Consider the following 18,396-nt stretch of genomic DNA (forward strand, 5'->3'; position numbering starts at 1 on the left):
GGAGAGCATCGAGGCAAGCAGTCGCCCTTGCGAAGCGCCGCTGCCTTTCGCCCCCCGCCGAGGGCCCGATTTGCGAGAATGGGCCGATGAGCACGCCCGAGCACGGCCTGGCCCGCACCGACGCGACGGACGCCGCGGCGGCACGACCGCACGCGTCATCCGGCCCGCTGCTGATCTGCGAGCATTGCGACACGGTGCACCGCAGCCGCGCGCTGGCGCGGGGCGAGACCATGCGCTGCGTGCGTTGCGGCGCGTTGCTCGCCCGTTACCACGTGCTCAACGCCGGCGGCATGCTCGCGCTGGTGCTCACGGCGCTGATCGTGTTCCTGATCGCCAACGTGTGGCCGGTGGTCACCCTGGGCCTGGGTTCGCAGCAGAGCAGCGCCACGCTGTGGGGCATTATCCTGAAGATGTGGGGGCAGGGCGCGCCGATCGTGGCGGTGATCGCCGCGGCTACGCTGTTCTTCTTCCCGCTGAACAAGATGCTGATGCTGGGCTGGGTGCTCTTCTTCGCCCGTGAAGGCCGGCGGGCGCCCGGCTTCGCGTCCATCATGAAGACCCTTTACTACCTGCAGCCGTGGACGATGAGCGAGGTCTTCGTGTTGGGCGCGATCGTGTCCATCGTCAAGGCGCACGCGTATTTCGACGTACAGCCGGATCCCGGCATCTGGGCTTACGGCGTACTCATGTTGTTGATCACGGTGTTCTCGGGGATCGACCTGCGCTCGCTCTGGGGCATCACGGAGCCGGACGAATGAGCCGCGCGCCGCGCGCCGCGCAACTGGGCATCATCGGCTGCCACGTGTGCGGCCTGGTCTGCCGCGCGCCCACAGGGGACGACGCGGCCTGCCCGCGCTGCGGCGCGGCGCTGCACCGGCGCAAGCGCGACAGTATCGGCCGCACGTGGGCGTTGCTGGCGGCCGCGTTCATCCTGTACATCCCGGCCAACGTGCTGCCGATCATGCGCACGGTGAGCCTGGGCGACATCGACGACAACACCATCATCAGCGGCGTGGTGGAACTGTGGGTCAAGGGTTCGCCGAGCCTCGCGGTGATCGTGTTCACCGCCTCGATCGTCGTGCCGATGACCAAGTTCCTGGTGCTGGGCACGCTGCTGGCGAGCACGCAGCGCCGCAGCCGATGGGCGCTGCGCCAGCGTGCCAAGCTCTACCGCGCGGTGGAGTTCATCGGCTACTGGTCGATGCTGGACGTGTTCGTCGTCGCACTGCTTACCGCGCTGGTGCGTTTCGGCTTCTTCAGCGAGGTCGAGCCGCTGCCGGGCGTGGTGTTCTTCGGCCTGACCGTGATACTTACGATGTTTTCCTCGATGAGCTTCGACCCCCGATTGATGTGGGATGGACCCGACGATGACTGAGCAGAACCCGCGCGAGGACTTGCCCGAGCCGGTGGTGCGCAAGCACCGCTTCAGCCTTTCGCTGATTTGGCTGGTGCCGGCACTGGCCGCGCTGGTCGGCCTGTCGCTGGTGGTGCACGCCTGGCTGCAGGCGGGGCCGGAGATCACCATCACTTTCCAGACCGCCGAGGGCCTGGAGTCCGGCAAGACGCCGGTCAAGTACAAGAACGTGGTGATCGGCAAGGTCACCGGCCTGGACCTGACCGAGGACCGCGAGCGGGTGCGCGTCACGGTCGCGCTGAACAAGAGCGCCGAGAGCTTCGCCACCAAGGGCACGCGTTACTGGGTGGTGCGTCCGCGCATCGGCCTGGGCGGTGTGTCGGGCGTGGATACGCTGCTCTCGGGCGCCTTCATCGGCACCGACGTGGGCGATTCGAAGGAAGAGCAGTACGAGTTCGCCGGCCTGGAAACACCGCCGGCGGTGCTGCATGGCGCGCCCGGCAAGAGCTTCGTGCTGCACACCGACGACCTGGGGTCGCTCGACACCGGCTCCCCGGTGTACTACCGGCGCATCCAGGTCGGCCGCGTGTCGTCCTATACGCTGGACAAGGACGGCAAGGGCGTATCGCTGCGCATCTTCATCGACGGGCCGAACGACCGCTTCGTCACGCGTGGGACGCGCTTCTGGAATGCCAGCGGCGTCGACGTGTCGCTCGGCGCCAACGGGCTGAAGCTCAACACGCAGTCGCTGGCGACGGTGATCGCCGGCGGCGTGGCGTTCGAGGAGCCGCGCGGCCCGCACGACGCGACCCCGGCGCCCGAGGACGCCGACTTCGCACTGTTCAACGACGAGGCCACCGCCATGGCGCCGCCGGACGGCCCGCCGCGCTACATCCGCATGCGCTTCAACCAGTCGCTGCGCGGGCTGGCGGTCGACGCGCCGGTGGAGTTCCTGGGTGTGAACATCGGCAAGGTCGTGTCCCTCACCATGGACTACGACGCGAAACACACGCGCTTCCCGCTCACCGTCGGCGCGGTGGTCTACCCGCAGCGACTCGGCAATGCCTACGACAAGCTCGCTGCGCAGGCGGGGATGAAGGACGGACGCGTCGACCTGGCGCGCATGTTCGGCCCGCTGGTCGCGCACGGCCTGCGTGCGCAGGCGCGCACCGGCAACCTGCTGACCGGGCAGCTGTACATCGCGCTGGACTTCGTGCCCAAGGCGCCCAAGGCGAGCTTCGACCTGGCCGCGACGCCGATCGAACTGCCCACCGCGCCCGGCAGCTTCGACAAGCTGCAGGAGCAGCTGGCAGACATCGTCACCAAGGTGCAGAAGATTCCATTCGACAGCATCGGGCACAACCTGAACCAGACGCTGGCGGATCTGGACCGCACGCTCAAGCAGGTCAACGGCGACGTGTTGCCCGAGCTCAAGGGCACGCTCAAGGGAGCGCAGCGGACGTTGGGCAGCGCCGACAATGCGCTGTCGGCCGATTCGCCGTTGCAGCAGAACCTGGGTGGCACGCTGGAGGAGTTGCGCCGCATGGCCCGTTCGCTGCGCGCGCTGACCGATTACCTGGGCGTGCATCCGGAGGCATTGATCCGCGGCCGGCCGGACGATCCGCCCCCGGCGCAACCCGAACGCATCCAGCCGCCCGCCCGGCAAGGGAGCAAGCCATGATCCGCATGCGAAACCTGGTTGCCGCCGCGCTGGCGCTGGGGCTGGCCGGCTGCGCCTCCGAGCCGGCGCACTACTACACGTTGCTTGCGCCGGCGCCAGTGGATGCCGGCACGGCGAGCCCTGCGCCCTTCGACTTCGAATTGATGCCGGTCGGCATTCCCGCCCAGGTCGACCAGCCCCAGCTGGTGATCCGCCAGGGCGGGCAGGGCGTGGCTCCGCTTTCGGGCGAACGCTGGATCGCACCGCTGGCCGACGAGGTGCGGGCCGCGTTGTCGGCCGACCTGTCCCAGTCGCTGCACGCCCGGGACGCCACCGGCATGCCCTCCGGTGGCAAGCCGCGGCTGCGCATCAAGGTCGATCTGCGGCGGTTCGATTCGGCACCCGGCGACTACGCGCTGGTGGATGCCGCCTGGACCGTGCGCCAGTTGCAGGGCGACGCCACGCTCGCCTGCACCAGCCAGATCCGCGAGCCTGTCGGGGCCGGTTACGGCGCGCTGGTCGAAGGCCACCAGCAGGCACTGGCCAGGCTCGCCGGAGAGATCGCCCGGGTCGCCGGACCGGTCGCGGCGGGCAAGCCGACTGCCTGCCCCAACCCGTAGGATCGGCTTCAGCCCACCGCCGCAAGCGCGGGAAGGAGCGGTGGGCTGAAGCGCACCCTACGCCAGGCTGTCAAACCACGGCTTCCTTCTTGGCTCCAAGCGGGCGCTGGGCTAGGCTGACGGGTTCCCGCCGCGGCCTTCCGAACGGTCGCGCGAGCCCCACAGCAACGGCACCGGACACATGCAGGACTCCCACGAACAGGCTTCGAACGAACAGGGCTACCAGCCGCAGGCGGTGGAAACCGCCGCGCAGCAGTACTGGAGCGCAAACCACGCCTACGAGGTCGTCGAAGACGCCTCCCGGCCGAAGTTCTATTGTCTTTCGATGCTGCCGTATCCGTCCGGCGCGCTGCACATGGGCCATGTGCGCAACTACACCATCGGTGACGTGATCAGCCGCTACCAGCGCATGAACGGCAAGAACGTTCTGCAGCCAATGGGCTGGGATGCGTTCGGCCTGCCCGCCGAGAACGCCGCGATCAAGAACCGGACCGCGCCGGCCAAGTGGACCTACAAGAACATCGAGCACATGCGCGAGCAGCTGAAGCGCATGGGCTTCGCCTACGACTGGACGCGCGAGTTCGCCACCTGCCGCCCCGAGTACTACCGCTGGGAACAGCTGATGTTCACGCGGTTGATGAAGAAGGGCATGGCCTACCGCAAGAACGCCGTGGTGAACTGGGACCCGGTCGACCAGACCGTGCTGGCCAACGAGCAGGTGATCGACGGTCGCGGCTGGCGTTCGGGCGCGCTGGTGGAAAAGCGCGAGATCCCGCAGTGGTTCCTGAAGATCACCGACTACGCGCAGGAACTGCTCGCCGGGCTGGACACGCTGCCGGGCTGGCCCGACGCGGTCAAGACCATGCAGCGCAACTGGATCGGCCGTTCCGAGGGCCTGGAAATCCACTTTGCCGTGGAGGGCGAGAGCGAACCGCTGACCGTGTTCACGACGCGCCCCGACACCTTGATGGGCGTCTCCTTCGTCTCGATCGCCGGCGAGCATCCGCTTGCGCTCAAGGCGGCGCAGGGCAATGAGCGGCTGTCCGCGTTCCTGGAGGAGCTCAAGCACGGCGGCGTCTCCGAAGCCGAACTGGAAACCCAGGACAAGCGCGGCATGGATACGGGCCTGCGCGCGATCCACCCGATCACCGGCGAGCCGATTCCCGTGTGGGTGGCCAACTTCGTGCTGATGGGCTACGGCACCGGCGCCGTGATGGCGGTGCCCGGGCACGACCAGCGCGACTGGGAGTTCGCGCAGAAGTATTCGCTGCCGATCAGGATGGTGATCGTCGACCGGGGCGTCGTCGACGCGCTGGCCGAGATCGGCCACGACCTGCGCCAGGGCGTGGGCGCCAATCCCATGCGTGCGGCGTTGCACGGAGGCGACACCGACGCCTACGAAACCTCGGCCGCGCTGCACACGGTGCAGGAATTCGAGCGCCGCATCCAAGAGGACGCCGCCTGGACCGAGCGCGGTATCCTGGTGAACTCCGGTGATTACGACGGGCTCGACTTCGCCCAGGCGTTCGACGGCATCGCCGATCGGCTGGAGCGCGAGGGCAAGGGGCAGCGTCGCGTGAACTGGCGCCTGCGCGACTGGGGTGTCAGCCGGCAGCGCTATTGGGGCTGCCCGATCCCGGTGATCTACTGCGGCAAATGCGGCGCCGTTCCGGTGCCGGAAGACCAGTTGCCGGTGGTGCTGCCCGAGGACGTGGAGAACGCGTTCGCCACGAGCGGCGTCGTGCAGTCGCCGATCAAGGCCGACCCCGAGTGGCGCAAGTGCGCCTGCCCCCAGTGCGGCGCCCCGGCCGAGCGCGAGACGGACACGTTCGACACCTTCATGGAGTCGAGCTGGTATTACGCCCGCTACACCAGCCCGGGCGCCGACGGCCAGGTGGACGCGCGCGCCAACTATTGGCTGCCGGTGGACCAGTACATCGGCGGTATCGAGCACGCGATCCTGCACCTTCTGTATTTCCGCTTCTATCACAAGCTCTTGCGCGACGCGGGCCTCGTGCACTCCGACGAGCCGGCCACCAATCTGCTGTGCCAGGGCATGGTGATCGCCGAAACCTTCTACCGCGAGAACGGGGACGGTTCGAAGGACTGGATCAATCCCGCCGACGTCGAGATCGAGCGCGACGAGCGTGCACGCGTCGTGGGTGCGCGCCTCAAGTCGGACGGCCGTCCGGTGCAGATCGGCGGCATCGAGAAGATGTCCAAGTCCAAGAACAACGGCGTCGACCCGCAGGCGATGGTCGAGAAGTTCGGCGCCGACACGGTGCGCCTGTTCTCGATGTTCGCCGCGCCGCCCGAGCAGTCGCTGGAATGGAGCGAGGCGGGCGTGGAAGGCATGGCCCGTTTCCTGCGCCGCTTCTGGCGCGAGGTGACCACGCACGCGTCGCAGCCGGATCATCCGGTCGTCGACCCGGCCGCGCTCGACGCCGGCCAGAAGGCGATGCGCCGGCAGTTGCATGAGGCCATCCAGAAGGTGGGCGACGACCTGGGTCGCCGGCACTCCTTCAACACCGCCATCGCGGCGCTGATGGAGCTGCTCAACGCGCTGGGCAAGTTCTCCGACATGAGCGGCCAGGGCCGCGCCGTGCGCCACGAGGCGCTGGAGGCGATGGTGCTGCTGCTCAACCCGGTGGTGCCGCATATCAGCCACGCGCTGTGGCAGGTCTTGGGCCACCCCGAAACGGTGCTTGAAAACGTGCCCTGGCCGCAGCCGGATCCGGCCGCGCTCGTGCGCGACACGGTCACCCTCGCCGTGCAGGTCAACGGCAAGCTGCGCGCTACCATCGAGGTGCCGGCCAACGTGTCGAAGGAAGAGGCCGAAGCCATGGCGCGCGCTCAGCCGCAGGTGCAGGCGCATCTGGAAGGGCTGGCCGTGCGCAAGGTGATCGTCGTGCCAGGCAAGATCGTCAACATCGTCGCGGGATGAGCCCATGAACCATCTGTTCCGAGCCTCGCTGCTGGTCTGCACCCTCGCGCTGTCGGCGTGCGGCTTCCACCTGCGCCAGAGCGCCGCGCTGCCGACCTCGATGCAGCGCATGCATCTGACCGTCAACGGCGGCGGCAGCCTGCAGCGCGACCTGGCCCGCGCGCTGGAGGATTCCGGCGTTACCCTCGAGGACGAGGGCGGTCCGGGCATCGCCGAGCTGAAGATTCCCGTCGCCGCGTTCGACACCGATACGCTGAGCGTCAGCGGTGGCGCCCGCGTCACCGAATACACGGTCCGCTATCAGGTGCGCTTCGAGGTCGACGACAGCAACGGGCAGGCGCTGGTGCCGCAGCAGCGCGTCGACATGTCGCGAGACTTCAGCTACGACGCGCTCAACACCGTCGGCACCGATGCCCAAGTGGAGGAAATCCGCCGCAGTCTCAACGACGACATGGTGCAGGCGATCCTGTTCCGCCTGCAGGCGGCCGGTCGCCACCAGCTGGCCGAACCGGCCGCGGCGTCCAGCGCAGGCTGACATGCCGCTCTCGCCCGCCCAGTGGAAGAAGGTGCTGGCGTCCGATCGCCTGGCGCCGGTCTATCTGCTGGCGGGCGAGGAACTGCTGGTACTGGAAGCTGCCGACGCGCTGCGCGCGCGTGCCCGCGAGCTGGGCTACGCCGAACGCGAGGTGCTCGAGGCCGGTCAGCATTTCGACTGGGACGATCTCGCCCGCTCCGCCGCGGGCATGTCGCTGTTCGCCAGCCGTCGCCTGCTCGACCTGCGCCTGCCGACCGGACGGCCGGGCGTGGAGGGTGCGAAGGCCATCACCGCGTTCTGCGCCGATCCGCCGCCGGACGTGACCCTGCTGATAAGCACGGTGGAGTGGAGCAACAAGCACGAGGGCGCCTGGACCAAACAGGTCGATGCCGCCGGCGTGCTGGCGGTGTTCAATGCCCCCAAGCCGCAGGAATGGTCGTCGTGGATCGGCGCGCGACTCGCCTCGCGCGGGCTTGCCGCGACGCCCGACGCCGCCGCGCTGCTGGCCGAACGGGTCGAGGGCAACCTGCTCGCCGCAGCGCAGGAGATCGACAAGCTGGTCGTGCTGCACGGCAGCGGTCGCATCGATGCGGCCGAGATGGAAAACCTGGTCGCCGACAGCGCCCGCTACGACGCGTTCAAGCTCACCGATGCCGCGTTCGCCGGCGACGGCGGCCGCGCGCTGCGCATCCTGGCCGGCCTGCGCGGCGAGGGCGAGGACCTGATCCCGCTGATGGGCTGGCTGGTCAACCAGTTGCAGCTCGCATTGCGCCTGGCCAACGCGCGCGATTTTGCCGCGCAGGCGCGCGCCGAGCGGCTGTGGCCAGCGCGCGAGCAACTCTTCCGCAAGGCCCTGCGACGCGCCCCGCGCGAGCACTGGCTGGCCTGCCTGGCCAGGGCTTCCCGTATCGACCGGATGGCGAAGGGCCGCGAGTGGGGTGAACCGTGGCTGGAGGCGGAGCGCCTGATCGCCACCATCGCCGAGCCGCGCGCGGCCGCGGCACTGGCATGAGCGCGCGTTCTGCGCCCTCTCCGGTTAGCGCAGAGGAAGCCAGGGCATCATGCGCCCCCTAGCCATCCTCGGCGGCACGTTCGACCCCATCCATATCGCCCACCTGGCGGTGGCGTGGGAGGCGGCCGAATTGCTGGACGCCGACGTGCGCCTCATGCCGGCTGCCGTACCGCCGCACCGGCCGCCACCGATCGCCGACGCCACCACTCGCGTGGCCATGCTTCGCGCGGCGTTGCGCGGGCAGGACCGGCTTGGCCTGGATACCCGCGAACTGGCCCGCGGTGGCCCGTCGTACACGGTCGACACCCTGGCCGAGTTGCGTGCGGAGGAGGGCGACCGGCCGATCGTGCTGCTGCTGGGCGCCGACGCCTTCGCTGGCCTGCCGGGCTGGCATCGGTGGCACGCGCTCTTCGAGGCCGCGCACATCGGCGTGCTTTCGCGCCCCGGTGTCGCGCGCGACTGGCCGGCGGAGCTGGCCGAACAGATGGTTGCGCGCCAGGTCGCCGATCCGCGCCAGCTGTGCGGACGGCCTGCCGGAAAAATCGTCGAACTGGACGTCACGCCGCTGGACATCTCGGCCACCCGCATCCGCGACCTGCTCGCGGCCGGCCGCGATCCGCGCTACCTGCTGCCCGAGGCCCTGTTCGACGATCCGGCGTTGCTGGCGCCGTACCGCGAACATGATTTCCGGGAGAGGCTGCCGTGACGGTTGCCGTGCGAAACGTGGCGCGTGCCGACCACGACGCGTGGCTTTCCCTGTGGGACGGCTACAACGCCTTCTACGGGCGTGCCGATGCGACCGCGTTGCCGGCCGAGGTCACCGCAATGACCTGGTCGCGCTTCTTCGACGCCTACGAGCCCGTGCATGCGCTGGTCGCCGAGGCCGACGGCGAGTTGCTGGGCTTGGCGCACTACCTGCTCCACCGCAGCACCATCCGCATCGAGCCCAGCTGCTACCTGCAGGATCTGTTCACTGTGCCCGCCGCCCGTGGCCGCGGGGTCGGGCGCGCATTGATCGAAGCGGTCTATGACCGTGCGCGGGCGGCCGGTTGCTCGCGGGTTTACTGGCAGACGCACGAGAGCAATGCCACGGCCATGGCCCTGTACGACACGTTGGCCGAGCGCTCGGGCTTCGTCGTCTACCGCCGGGACATGTAGTGCGCGCTCAGCCGACCCGCGGCACGAAGCGCAACGCCACCGAGTTCATGCAGTAACGCAGCCCGGTCGGCTCGGGGCCATCGGTGAAAACGTGGCCCAGGTGGCTGTCGCAGCCGGCGCAGCTGATCGCGGTACGGGCCCAGCCGAACATGCGGTCGGTACTCTCGATGACGTTCTGCTTCGCGATCGGCTGCCAGAAGCTTGGCCAGCCGGTGCCCGAATCGAACTCGGTGGCGGCGTCGTAGAGCGCGGTGTCGCAGGCCAGGCAGCGGAACAGGCCCGGCACCGGCGGTCGCTCGTGCGGTCCGCTGAAGGGGCGCTCGGTACCGTTGCGGCGCATGACGACGTAGGACGCCTCGGGCAGGCGCTCTCGCCACTGCGCGTCGGTGAGTACCAGTTTGCGAACGTGGCAGGGGCCCAGGCGATGACCGTCGTCGGCGAAACATTCGAGCAACAAGTCCCGGCCGTTCGCCGCGGCCGGAGCCGCTGGCACGGGACGTGCGGACAACCGCGGAATCAGCACGCCGCCGCCTACCGCAGCGAGCGCGCCGCCGGCCAGGGCTGCGCCCAGGAAGCGGCGCCGTTCCATGGTGACGATGTCGTTGGTTCGGGACATGGCAACCTCCGAAAAGGATCAGCCGAAGGTGAAGGCGTACGCGCGCACGCCCGGGTCGAGGAAGGTGATTTCGAACAGCCGCTCGCCGTTGCCGTGCTTCTGGCGGACCAGCTGGTACAGGCGCTGCTCGGTAACGGTGCCGTAACCGTCCGCGTCGACGTCCATGCCGTGGTCCTGTCCAGGCGGCTTGCCGTCGAGGGTGATGCGGAAGCGCACTGCTTTGCCGTTGGCGCCAGGGCCCAGGACTAGGTGCAGGTCGCGGCCGCGGAAGCGGTACACAATGCGGCCGCCCGCTCGTTCGAGACCGGCATTTTCCGCATGCACGGACCAACGCCCATCCAGCGACCACTGGCCGGACATCAGCGTGGCCGGTGCGTGGTAGGTCCAGGCGTCGTCGTGGGCGACCTGGCCACCGGCGAAGTGTGCGCTGCGGGCATAGCCGACGTAGGTTTCCGGCGAGCGCATCGGGTCGCCCGATCCGGCCGCCTGCGCGCCCTGGCTGCCCGGTCGTACATGGCCGCCGGGCAGGTCGTGGTAGCCGGCTTCGGTGAGCAGCTGGCGGATGGTGTCCTCGCTCTGTGCGTAGTCGCCCTCGCCGAAGTGATGTGCGCGGATGTTGCCCTTCGCGTCGATGAAGTAGTGCGCCGGCCAGTACTGGTTGTCGAAGCCCTTCCAGATGGCGTAGTCGTTGTCGAGCGCCACGGGATAATTCACGCCCAGTTCCTTCACCGCGCGCGCCACGTTGGCCGGTTCCTTCTCGAAGGCGAACTCCGGCGCATGTACGCCGATCACCACCAGGCCGTGGTCCTTGTACTTGTCGTACCAACCGCGCACGTAAGGCAGCGAGCGCAGGCAGTTGATGCAGGAATAGGTCCAGAAATCGACCACCACCACCTTGCCGCGCAGCGATTCGCGCGTGAGCGGCGGCGTGTTAAGCCAGCCGGTGGCGCCGGCCAGCGAGGGCATCTGCCCCTCCAACGGTAGCGGCGCCCCGGCCAGGTGCACGGGCTCGGGCGCAGCGGGCGGGCGCGTGGCCTGCAGCAGCTTCTGTTCCAGGCCGCCGGTATTGGCGAGCGCGACGCGGGTGAGCAGGCCGGTATCCAGTCCCAGCGCGATCGCCGCCACGCCGGCCAGCACCAGCACGCCGAGCGCGCGGCGCACCCATTCGCCGGCGCCGAGCGAGCGCTTCATCAGGGCGAACACCTGGCCGCCGATCAGCAGCGCCAGCGCCAGCGAAGTGGCCGCGCCGGCGGCGTAGGTGAGCAGCAGCAGCGTGGTCTGGACGCTGGCGCCGTTCAGCGCCGCGCCGGTCAACAGCAGACCCAGGATCGGACCGGCGCAGGGCGCCCACAACAGGCCAGTGGCAATGCCCAGGCCGGCGGCCGACCATGCCGAGCCCTCGCCATCCGAACGCTGCGACAGCCGGTTGCCCAGCGCCACGAACGGCCGCGTCATCCATTCGGCCAGCCGCGTGGAAAGCAGGGTGAGCCCGAGCAAGGCCAGCACCACCAGCGCGATGATGCGGCCGTACTGGTTGGCGCGGATCGCCCAGCTGCCGCCCACCGCCGCCAGGGTGGCGACCAGCGCGAAGGTAAGCGCCATGCCGAGCAGCATCGGCAGGCCGTTGCGCGCGAAAGGCCGGTCGGCGCGCGCGAACACGAACGGCAGCACGGGCAGGATGCAGGGGCTCAGGATGGTCAGCACGCCGCCGAGGTAGGCGAGGATCAGCAACAGCATGGGATGAGGTTCCACGGGAGTGTGGCTGGGTATTCGACCGTGAGTCGCTGCCGGTTACGTAGGGTGGGCTTCACCCCGCCAGCCCGACGTCCGTAAGGAGCGGCGGACTGAGCGCCACCTTGCGCCGCCTCGTTTCCTACGGGGTAACCGTGCGGCCGGATGCAGCGAATCCCGGGCATGCCCCACACGTTTGCGCCATGCCGGGCTTGACCGCCACCGGCACCATGGTCCTAGATGATCGCTCCTTTCCCTGGGCGAGCGTCGAACCGGCCGTGCCAGCCGATCCTGCCAGCGACAGTCCCGAACGCCGCCGCGCCGCGTGGATGGCCGCCGCGCAGGCGGGCGACCGGCGTGCCTACGAGCGCGTGCTGGCCGATTCGGTGGCGCTGGTCCGCGCGGTCGCGCGTCGGCAGGGCGTGGCCCACGACCACCTGGACGACGTCGTCCAGGAGACCCTGCTGACCGTCCACCGCGTACGCCATACCTACGATCCTTCCCGCTCCTACGACGCCTGGCTGTCCGCCCTGGCGGCCCGCCGCGCGATCGACGGCCTGCGGCGCAGTGGCCGGCAGGCGCGCCGCGAGATCGGCGACGAGGTGGCCGTTGCCCTGCATCCGGACGAAGGTGATGCAAGCAGCGAGAGCGACCGCGCGCAACAGGCGGACCGCCTGCGCGCGGCGATCGCCGACCTGCCGCCGGGCCAGCGCGAGGCGGTCAAACAGCTGGGCCTGAAGGAGCTTTCGCTGGAGGAAGCCTCCGCGCGCACCGGCCGCACCACCGGCGCACTCAAGGTCAACCTGCATCGCGCGCTCAGAGCGCTGCGCGGCCGCATCCACGGAGACGATTGAAGCGATGGCCGACCCGCACGCCCACGATCAGCTGATCGCCTCGCTCGGCGCCGAGCTGGCGCCGGTGCGCCGGCTGCGCCCGCCGTGGCTGCGCACGCTGGGTTGGCTGGCGGTGGTCGCGGTCTTCGCGCTCGCGCTGTTCGCCCGCTACGGGGCCACGCCGATGCTGACGCGCTGGGCCGGGGCGCCGGACCTTGGCTGGGCCGGGCTAGGCGCGGTACTCACCGCCATCACCGCCGCCTGGGCCGCCTTCGCGCTGGGCGTGCCGGGTCGCCGGACCGCCTGGGCCTGGCTGCCACTGGCGCCCGCACTGCTGTGGATCGGCGCCAGCGGACTGGGTTGCCTGCGCGGCTGGATCGCGCCGGCCACGCATATCGCCAGCGCACCGGAGGCGGGCGATTGCCTGTTCTTCATCATCGGTTTCTCGGTGCCGCTGTCGGCGTTGCTGGTCGTGCTGCTGCGTCGCGCCTGTCCGCTGCGGCCGGTATTGACCGCGGTGATGGTCGGCCTGGCCAGCGCCGCCGCCTCGGCCAGCCTGCTGGAGATCTGCCATGCATTCGACGCGGCGGCGACCGACCTGGCGATGCACGTGCTGGCGGTGGCCGTGGTGGTCGGGGTGAACGCCGCGCTGGGCGGACGCCTGCTTGCGCCCGAGGTCCGTCGCGCTCCCTGAGACAAGCCCGGTCCAGGCTGTCGTCTTTCAGGGAGGACAGCCATGCTCAGCGAACGCTTCACCGCCGCCGTCGACTACGCGCGCATCGCCCACGCCGGCCAGAGCCGCAAGGGCACCGCCATCCCGTACATCCAGCATCTGCTGGCCGTGGCCAGCCTGGTGCTCGAGCACGGCGGCGACGAGGACCAGGCGATCGCCGGCCTGCTGCACGACGTGGTGGAGGATTGTGGCGAGTCGCACGCCGGGGCCGTCGGCGAGCGCTTCGGCGAACGGGTGCTGGCCATGGTGCTCGGCTGCACCGACGGCACCGCCGAAGCGAAGGCCGGCCTCGACGATGAGAGCGCTCGCCGCCGCGACTGGCTGCGACGCAAGCAGGCCTACCTCAACCACCTGGCGCACGCCTCGGACGACATGCTGCTGGTGTCTGGCTGCGACAAGCTGCACAACGCCCGCGCGATCGTCGGCGACCTGGAGCGACCGGAGGTCGGCCAGGGCGTGTTCGACCGCTTTACCGGCGGCCGCGACGGCACGTTGACCTACTACCGCCTGCTTGCCGACCTGTTCACCCAGCGCGGTGCGCCGATGGCGGGCGCGCTGGAGCGGGAAGTCGAGCGGATGTACGCGCTGGCCGGCGAGCAACACCGCGCCGCCTGATCCGGCGCGACAATGGCGCCTTGCCGTCGAGGAGTCCGCCATGTCCGTCTTCCTTCGTTCCCTGGGCGTCGCGCACCCGCTGATCCAGGCGCCGATGTCCGGTTCCAACACGCCGGCTCTGGTGGCCGCGGTCAGCGGTGCCGGTGCCCTGGGTTCGCTGGGCGCGGGTTACCTGGAGCCGCAGGCGTTGCTCGACCAGGCCGCGCAGATCCGCGCCGCCACGGACAGGCCCTTCGCCATCAACCTCTTCGTGCTGCCCGACGACTTCGTCGTGGACGAAGCACAGCTGGCGATGACGCGCCGGCGGCTCGACGCGTTGGTGGCCTGCGAGGGGCTGGACGTGCGCACCGAGGTTCCCGCCCGATGGGCGCCGCGCTTCTCCGACCAGCTCGCCGCGCTGCGCGAGGCGCGCCCCGCGGTGGCGAGCTTCGCCTTCGACGTGCTCGCCACGGCGCAGGTGCGGGAACTGCAGGCATCGGGCATCCGCGTGGTCGGTACCGCCACCAGCGTGGCGGAAGCGCGTGCGTGGGCCGACCGTGGTGCCGATGCCGTGTGCGTGCAGGGTGCCGAGGCGGGCGGGCATCGCGGCACGTTTCTGCATGCGGCGGAGGAGGCGATGGTCGGACTGTTCGCGCTTTTGCCGCTTGCGGCCGCGGCGGTGGACATTCCGGTGATCGCCGCCGGCGGGATCATGGGCGGTCGCGCCATGCGCGCGGCGGAGCTGCTCGGCGCCGACGCAAGCCAGCTCGGCACTGCCTTTCTGGCCTGCCCGGAATCGGCCGCGGCGGAGGCGTGGAAGCGCGACCTGCCGCAGGCGCAGGACCATCGCGTCGGCACGATCTACAGCTTCTCCGGCCGCGCCGCGCGGGGCCTCAACAACCGTTTCGTGGAAGCCATGCAGCCGTTTGCCGGCGAGCTGCCGCCGTACCCGATCCTCAACGCGCTCACCGCCCCGCTGCGCCGTGCGGCCGCGGCCGCCGGGGGAGGCGACCTGCTGTCCGAATGGTGCGGCCAGGCCGCGGCGCTGGTACGCCCGATGCCCGCCGCCGCGCTGGTCCGCGTGCTGATGGACGAGTACGCCGCGGCCGGCTGCACGCCCGCTTGACGTGCCATAGAGTTCCCCCGGGTATACTGCCCCAGCGCCATTCCGCGCCCTGAGTACGCCCCGAGGCACCCCCGCTTGAGTACGTCTTCCCGTAGCCAGCCGTCCGTCGCCGCCAAGAAGGCGGTCGATACCACCAACCTGCGCAAGCACGTGATCGACGCGCTGGAAGAACTCAAGGCCAAGGACATCCGCGAAATCGACGTCCGCGGCAAAACCTCCATCGCCGACCTGCTGGTCATCGCCTCGGGCACCTCGGCCCGCCACGTCAAATCCATCGCCGACGAAGTGGTCAAGTTCGCCAAGAAGGCGGGTGTGATGCCGCTGGGCGTCGAGGGCGAGCAGGAAGCGGAGTGGGTGCTGGTCGACCTGGGCGACGTGATCGTGCACGTCATGCTGCCGCGCATCCGCGAGTTCTACGGCCTGGAGCGGTTGTGGACCGTCGGCGACCGCGAGTCGGGGATGGACGCGGCGAACGCGGGCTGACGCTGTTGTTCCCCCTCCCTTTTGGAGGGAGCCGGAGTGGGATCGCTCTTGCGATCCACTATCAGCGAAGCGCACGCCTGGCCCCCTCTCCCCGCCGGGGAGAGGGCTGGGGTGAAGGGCCGCTCTTGCGACTTACTTGCCGCGTAGCGCGCGCAGCTTTTCAAGACACCCCCCGATGACAATCCCCGCACGCCCCAGCCCGGCACCTCAATCCTCTCCCTGGAGGGGAAAGCAGACGAACGTGGCGCTGCGCGCGACTTTCGTCGTCTGATCATGCGCGCGCGCATGATCGCCATCGGCGAACGCATGCCCGCCTGGGTGGCCGAAGGGCTCGCCGAGTACCGCAAGCGCCTTTCGCACGACCTGCCGCTGGAACTGGTGGAACTCAAGCCCGGTGCCCGCGGCAAGGGCCGCGACGACGCACGTGCCATGCACGACGAAGGCGTGGCGATCCTTGCCGCGCTTCCGCGCGATACCCATGTGATCGCGCTGGACGGCCGGGGCAAGACCTGGTCGAGCGAGGATCTGGCCGCCCAACTGGCAACCTGGCGCATGGCCGGTCGCGACCTGGCCTTCCTCATCGGCGGGCCCGACGGCCACGCGCCCGAAGTGCTGGCGCGCGCCAACCAGGGCTGGTCGCTCGGCCCGCTAACGCTGCCGCACATGCTGGTTCGACTCGTGGTGGCAGAGCAGCTCTATCGCGCCAGCACGCTGCTGGCCGGCCACCCTTACCACCGCGCCTGACGATCGGGTTCAGGCGGCCAGCTGCGGCACCTCCGGGTGCGCGTGCAGAGGCAGGTGCTTCGCTCCCGTGGCAAGCACGCCCGGGCAGGCGGCGGTGAGGTTGTCGCGGGTGGCGTCGATGATCACCAGGATGCGCCCGGCGTCGATCTCGTCCTTGAACTTGCGGTGCACCGCATCGGGTACGTCGGTGCCGACCAGTGCGCCGGTCCAGCAACCGACTGCCGCGCCCGCCAGTGCGATGGCGGCACCGCCGGCCAACGTGACACCCAGTGGCGGTACCGCGACGGCGATCAACCCAAGCAGGACGCCCGCGCCACCACCGCAGGCCGCGCCACGCGCGGCGGCGGGATAGAAGTCGGTGCGCCCAACCATCAGGTGGTCGGGAATCTGTTGCAGCTCGATGTCCTCGCGTGCGATCAGCGAGAGGTCGTTGTCTGGAATGCCGGCCTGGCGGGCCGCGGCCATCACGGCACGCGCGGTCGAGATGTCGGGGGTGCTGAATACGCAGCGGGTTTTCATGGGCGCCTCCCGGTAAGGCCCCGACCGGCATGGCCGGCGGCCATGCCGGTATGTTTCGCGGGCGCGGGTGATGGTTGCGTGTCAGTCGTTATGGCCGACCACCTGCGACCCGCGACCGGGCGCTACCTCAGTCGTCCGTATCCTCGATTTCGTCCTGCGCCTGGCCAATGTTCTTCTGCACCTTGCCGGCGTTCTTTTCGAGATTGCCGGCCACCTCCTTCGAAGTATTGCCGGTCAGCTTGCCGACGCCTTCCTTCACGGCGCCCTTGACCTGGTGCTCGGTGCCTTCGATGCGGTTGTCGTTCATGCGTGTCTCCTCCGGGCCTGCAGGGTGCAGGCTCAGCTTGTTTATAGGGCGGCGCGTGTTCAGCGCTGGTGACAGTGACGCAAGCATTTCGCAGCCGTTGTGTGCCTGTCAGGCAGACAGGCAAGCGCTTGATCCGGACGAGAAATCCATGCGGGCTCTTCCCGCCCCGATGACATGCGGACCGTTAGCTTGCCGCGCATCCAGAGCACTCGCCCCGCGGAGGAATCCCATGCTCGCCACCACCTATCGCCGGCCCTACCGGGTGCGGGCCGCCTACGTACCCGAGCCGACGATCGAGCATCCGGACGACGCCATCGTGCGGGTGACGTGCGCCTGCATATGCGGGTCGGACCTGCACCTCTACCACGGCCTGGTGCCGGACACGCGCGTGGGTTCGATCTTCGGGCACGAGTTCACCGGCATCGTCGAGGACGTCGGCCCGAACGTACGCAACCTGAAGGTGGGCGACCACGTGCTGGTGCCGTTCAATGTGTTCTGCGGCACCTGCGCTTCATGCTCGCGCGAGCTCTACGGCAACTGCGAAAACGTCAATCCGGAGGCGACCGCGATCGGCGGCGCTTACGGTTACTCGCACAGCGCCGGCGGCTACAACGGCGGGCAGGCCGAGTACGTGCGCGTACCCTTCGCCGACGTCGGCCCGACCGTGATTCCTCCGGACATCCATATCGAGGACGCGGTACTACTCACCGATGTGGTGCCCACCGGCTACCAGGCCGCCGAGATGGGCGACATCCACGAGAACGACACCGTAGTGGTGTTCGGCGCCGGCCCCATCGGCCTGATGGCCGCGCGCTGCGCCTGGTTGATGGGGGCGGGCAGGGTGATCGTGGTCGACCAGTATGACTACCGCCTGGACTTCGCCCGCCGCTTTGCCCAGGCCGAGACGGTCAACTTCCTCGAAGTGGAGGACATGGCCGTGCACATCAAGAAGATGACCGACTGGCAGGGCGCCGACGTCTGCATCGATGCGGTCGGCTGCGAGGCCGACGGCAGCCTCATGCAGACCCTGACCGGCGTGAAGATGAAGCTGCAGGCCGGCGCCGCCACGGCGCTGCACTGGGCGATCAATTCGGCGCGGCGCGGCGGCAACATTTCGATCGTGGGCGTATACGGGCCGACCTTCAACCTCGTGCCGATCGGCAGCGCCATGAACAAGGGCCTGACCTTGCGCATGAACCAGGCCAGCGTGAAACGCCACCTGCCGCACCTGATCGAGCACATCCGCGTCGGTCGGCTCAAGCCGCGCGAGCTGATCACCCACCGCGTACCTCTGGAAGAAGTCGACGAGGCCTACCACCGCTTCTCGGCCAAGGAAGATGGCTGCATCAAGACCGTGCTGGTGCCGCCGCGCGCCGGCCACATCGACACGCCCACGCCGGTTGCCGGCACGGCACATCTGCACTGAG

Annotated in this window: 20 protein-coding genes; 16 read left to right on the top strand and 4 right to left on the bottom strand. The window is 69.4% G+C overall.

Features of this window, described 5'->3' with window-relative positions; genetic code table 11:
* The first annotated feature begins 86 nt into the window (after positions 1-86).
* The 9 genes from ACFWZ1_RS05950 to ACFWZ1_RS05990 all read left to right on the top strand — a co-directional run bounded on the left by ACFWZ1_RS05950 (position 87) and on the right by ACFWZ1_RS05990 (position 9,283).
* The gene (locus ACFWZ1_RS05950) at positions 87-758 is read left to right on the top strand and encodes a paraquat-inducible protein A (protein ID WP_439665754.1); all 672 of its coding nucleotides are present in this window, start codon (positions 87-89) and stop codon (positions 756-758) included.
* Positions 755-1,375 (top strand): paraquat-inducible protein A, encoded by a 621-nt coding sequence (locus ACFWZ1_RS05955; RefSeq protein WP_231324610.1) that lies wholly within the window; start codon positions 755-757, stop codon positions 1,373-1,375. Before ACFWZ1_RS05950 ends, ACFWZ1_RS05955 begins: the two co-directional genes overlap by 4 nt.
* Complete coding sequence (locus ACFWZ1_RS05960; RefSeq protein WP_439665755.1) at positions 1,368-3,035, top strand: intermembrane transport protein PqiB; 1,668 nt, start codon at positions 1,368-1,370, stop codon at positions 3,033-3,035. Before ACFWZ1_RS05955 ends, ACFWZ1_RS05960 begins: the two co-directional genes overlap by 8 nt.
* Positions 3,032-3,634: a PqiC family protein gene (locus tag ACFWZ1_RS05965; RefSeq protein ID WP_439665756.1), complete on the top strand. Its 603-nt coding sequence runs from the start codon at positions 3,032-3,034 to the stop codon at positions 3,632-3,634. Before ACFWZ1_RS05960 ends, ACFWZ1_RS05965 begins: the two co-directional genes overlap by 4 nt.
* Before the next feature lie 181 nt (positions 3,635-3,815).
* On the top strand, positions 3,816-6,578 hold the full coding sequence (gene leuS, locus ACFWZ1_RS05970) for a leucine--tRNA ligase (protein ID WP_439665757.1): 2,763 nt from the start codon (positions 3,816-3,818) through the stop codon (positions 6,576-6,578).
* Positions 6,579-6,582: 4 nt separating this feature from the next.
* The gene (locus ACFWZ1_RS05975) at positions 6,583-7,113 is read left to right on the top strand and encodes an LPS-assembly lipoprotein LptE (RefSeq protein ID WP_231324617.1); all 531 of its coding nucleotides are present in this window, start codon (positions 6,583-6,585) and stop codon (positions 7,111-7,113) included.
* Between the two features lies 1 nt (position 7,114).
* Positions 7,115-8,125: a DNA polymerase III subunit delta gene (gene holA, locus ACFWZ1_RS05980; protein WP_439665758.1), complete on the top strand. Its 1,011-nt coding sequence runs from the start codon at positions 7,115-7,117 to the stop codon at positions 8,123-8,125.
* Between the two features lie 49 nt (positions 8,126-8,174).
* Positions 8,175-8,831: a nicotinate-nucleotide adenylyltransferase gene (gene nadD / locus ACFWZ1_RS05985; RefSeq protein WP_439665759.1), complete on the top strand. Its 657-nt coding sequence runs from the start codon at positions 8,175-8,177 to the stop codon at positions 8,829-8,831.
* Positions 8,828-9,283 carry a GNAT family N-acetyltransferase gene (locus tag ACFWZ1_RS05990; protein ID WP_231324623.1) on the top strand — a complete coding sequence of 152 codons (456 nt, stop codon included), beginning with the start codon at positions 8,828-8,830 and terminating at the stop codon, positions 9,281-9,283. Before nadD ends, ACFWZ1_RS05990 begins: the two co-directional genes overlap by 4 nt.
* A gap of 7 nt (positions 9,284-9,290) precedes the next feature.
* Here ACFWZ1_RS05990 and msrB read toward each other — a convergent pair whose 3' ends face one another.
* Both msrB and ACFWZ1_RS06000 read right to left on the bottom strand, forming a co-directional pair.
* The gene (gene msrB, locus ACFWZ1_RS05995) at positions 9,291-9,899 is read right to left on the bottom strand and encodes a peptide-methionine (R)-S-oxide reductase MsrB (RefSeq protein WP_439665760.1); all 609 of its coding nucleotides are present in this window, start codon (positions 9,897-9,899) and stop codon (positions 9,291-9,293) included.
* 18 nt (positions 9,900-9,917) lie between these two features.
* A complete protein-coding gene (locus ACFWZ1_RS06000) occupies positions 9,918-11,636 on the bottom strand; it encodes a cytochrome c biogenesis protein DipZ (protein ID WP_439665761.1) in 1,719 nt (572 codons plus the stop codon).
* 323 nt (positions 11,637-11,959) lie between these two features.
* Here ACFWZ1_RS06000 and ACFWZ1_RS06005 point away from each other — a divergent pair, with 323 nt between their 5' ends.
* From ACFWZ1_RS06005 to rlmH, 6 genes are all read left to right on the top strand, one after another.
* Complete coding sequence (locus ACFWZ1_RS06005; RefSeq protein ID WP_439666874.1) at positions 11,960-12,484, top strand: RNA polymerase sigma factor; 525 nt, start codon at positions 11,960-11,962, stop codon at positions 12,482-12,484.
* Positions 12,485-12,488: 4 nt separating this feature from the next.
* Positions 12,489-13,157: an NrsF family protein gene (locus ACFWZ1_RS06010; protein ID WP_231324629.1), complete on the top strand. Its 669-nt coding sequence runs from the start codon at positions 12,489-12,491 to the stop codon at positions 13,155-13,157.
* Positions 13,158-13,199: 42 nt separating this feature from the next.
* On the top strand, positions 13,200-13,811 hold the full coding sequence (locus ACFWZ1_RS06015; RefSeq protein WP_439665762.1) for an HD domain-containing protein: 612 nt from the start codon (positions 13,200-13,202) through the stop codon (positions 13,809-13,811).
* Positions 13,812-13,851: 40 nt separating this feature from the next.
* Entirely contained in the window at positions 13,852-14,916 is a 1,065-nt protein-coding gene (locus ACFWZ1_RS06020) for an NAD(P)H-dependent flavin oxidoreductase (protein ID WP_439665763.1), read from the top strand.
* 138 nt (positions 14,917-15,054) lie between these two features.
* Entirely contained in the window at positions 15,055-15,399 is a 345-nt protein-coding gene (gene rsfS / locus ACFWZ1_RS06025; RefSeq protein WP_231325915.1) for a ribosome silencing factor, read from the top strand.
* 273 nt (positions 15,400-15,672) lie between these two features.
* Positions 15,673-16,143: a 23S rRNA (pseudouridine(1915)-N(3))-methyltransferase RlmH gene (gene rlmH / locus ACFWZ1_RS06030; RefSeq protein WP_231324634.1), complete on the top strand. Its 471-nt coding sequence runs from the start codon at positions 15,673-15,675 to the stop codon at positions 16,141-16,143.
* A gap of 9 nt (positions 16,144-16,152) precedes the next feature.
* Here the strand turns inward: rlmH and ACFWZ1_RS06035 are convergent, their stop codons facing one another.
* Positions 16,153-16,662, bottom strand: a complete 510-nt coding sequence (locus tag ACFWZ1_RS06035) for a hypothetical protein (RefSeq protein WP_231324636.1) — start codon at positions 16,660-16,662, stop codon at positions 16,153-16,155.
* A gap of 127 nt (positions 16,663-16,789) precedes the next feature.
* The gene (locus ACFWZ1_RS06040; protein WP_231324637.1) at positions 16,790-16,969 is read right to left on the bottom strand and encodes a CsbD family protein; all 180 of its coding nucleotides are present in this window, start codon (positions 16,967-16,969) and stop codon (positions 16,790-16,792) included.
* Positions 16,970-17,198: 229 nt separating this feature from the next.
* Between ACFWZ1_RS06040 and ACFWZ1_RS06045 the strand changes: the two genes are divergently transcribed.
* Positions 17,199-18,395, top strand: a complete 1,197-nt coding sequence (locus ACFWZ1_RS06045) for a zinc-dependent alcohol dehydrogenase (RefSeq protein ID WP_439665764.1) — start codon at positions 17,199-17,201, stop codon at positions 18,393-18,395.
* The last annotated feature ends 1 nt before the right edge of the window (position 18,396 follow it).

The organism is Frateuria sp. GZRe14, from assembly GCF_051900395.1.
Classification (GTDB): domain Bacteria; phylum Pseudomonadota; class Gammaproteobacteria; order Xanthomonadales; family Rhodanobacteraceae; genus Frateuria_A; species Frateuria_A edaphi.

Coding starts and splice junctions, on each gene's coding strand:
- ACFWZ1_RS05950 (WP_439665754.1), top strand. CDS start 87: ATGAGCACGCCCGAGCACGGCCTGGCCCGCACCGACGCGACGGACGCC.
- ACFWZ1_RS05955 (WP_231324610.1), top strand. CDS start 755: ATGAGCCGCGCGCCGCGCGCCGCGCAACTGGGCATCATCGGCTGCCAC.
- ACFWZ1_RS05960 (WP_439665755.1), top strand. CDS start 1,368: ATGACTGAGCAGAACCCGCGCGAGGACTTGCCCGAGCCGGTGGTGCGC.
- ACFWZ1_RS05965 (WP_439665756.1), top strand. CDS start 3,032: ATGATCCGCATGCGAAACCTGGTTGCCGCCGCGCTGGCGCTGGGGCTG.
- leuS (WP_439665757.1), top strand. CDS start 3,816: ATGCAGGACTCCCACGAACAGGCTTCGAACGAACAGGGCTACCAGCCG.
- ACFWZ1_RS05975 (WP_231324617.1), top strand. CDS start 6,583: ATGAACCATCTGTTCCGAGCCTCGCTGCTGGTCTGCACCCTCGCGCTG.
- holA (WP_439665758.1), top strand. CDS start 7,115: ATGCCGCTCTCGCCCGCCCAGTGGAAGAAGGTGCTGGCGTCCGATCGC.
- nadD (WP_439665759.1), top strand. CDS start 8,175: ATGCGCCCCCTAGCCATCCTCGGCGGCACGTTCGACCCCATCCATATC.
- msrB (WP_439665760.1), bottom strand. CDS start 9,899: ATGTCCCGAACCAACGACATCGTCACCATGGAACGGCGCCGCTTCCTG.
- ACFWZ1_RS06000 (WP_439665761.1), bottom strand. CDS start 11,636: ATGCTGTTGCTGATCCTCGCCTACCTCGGCGGCGTGCTGACCATCCTG.
- ACFWZ1_RS06005 (WP_439666874.1), top strand. CDS start 11,960: ATGGCCGCCGCGCAGGCGGGCGACCGGCGTGCCTACGAGCGCGTGCTG.
- ACFWZ1_RS06010 (WP_231324629.1), top strand. CDS start 12,489: ATGGCCGACCCGCACGCCCACGATCAGCTGATCGCCTCGCTCGGCGCC.
- ACFWZ1_RS06015 (WP_439665762.1), top strand. CDS start 13,200: ATGCTCAGCGAACGCTTCACCGCCGCCGTCGACTACGCGCGCATCGCC.
- ACFWZ1_RS06020 (WP_439665763.1), top strand. CDS start 13,852: ATGTCCGTCTTCCTTCGTTCCCTGGGCGTCGCGCACCCGCTGATCCAG.
- rlmH (WP_231324634.1), top strand. CDS start 15,673: ATGCGCGCGCGCATGATCGCCATCGGCGAACGCATGCCCGCCTGGGTG.
- ACFWZ1_RS06035 (WP_231324636.1), bottom strand. CDS start 16,662: ATGAAAACCCGCTGCGTATTCAGCACCCCCGACATCTCGACCGCGCGT.
- ACFWZ1_RS06040 (WP_231324637.1), bottom strand. CDS start 16,969: ATGAACGACAACCGCATCGAAGGCACCGAGCACCAGGTCAAGGGCGCC.
- ACFWZ1_RS06045 (WP_439665764.1), top strand. CDS start 17,199: ATGCTCGCCACCACCTATCGCCGGCCCTACCGGGTGCGGGCCGCCTAC.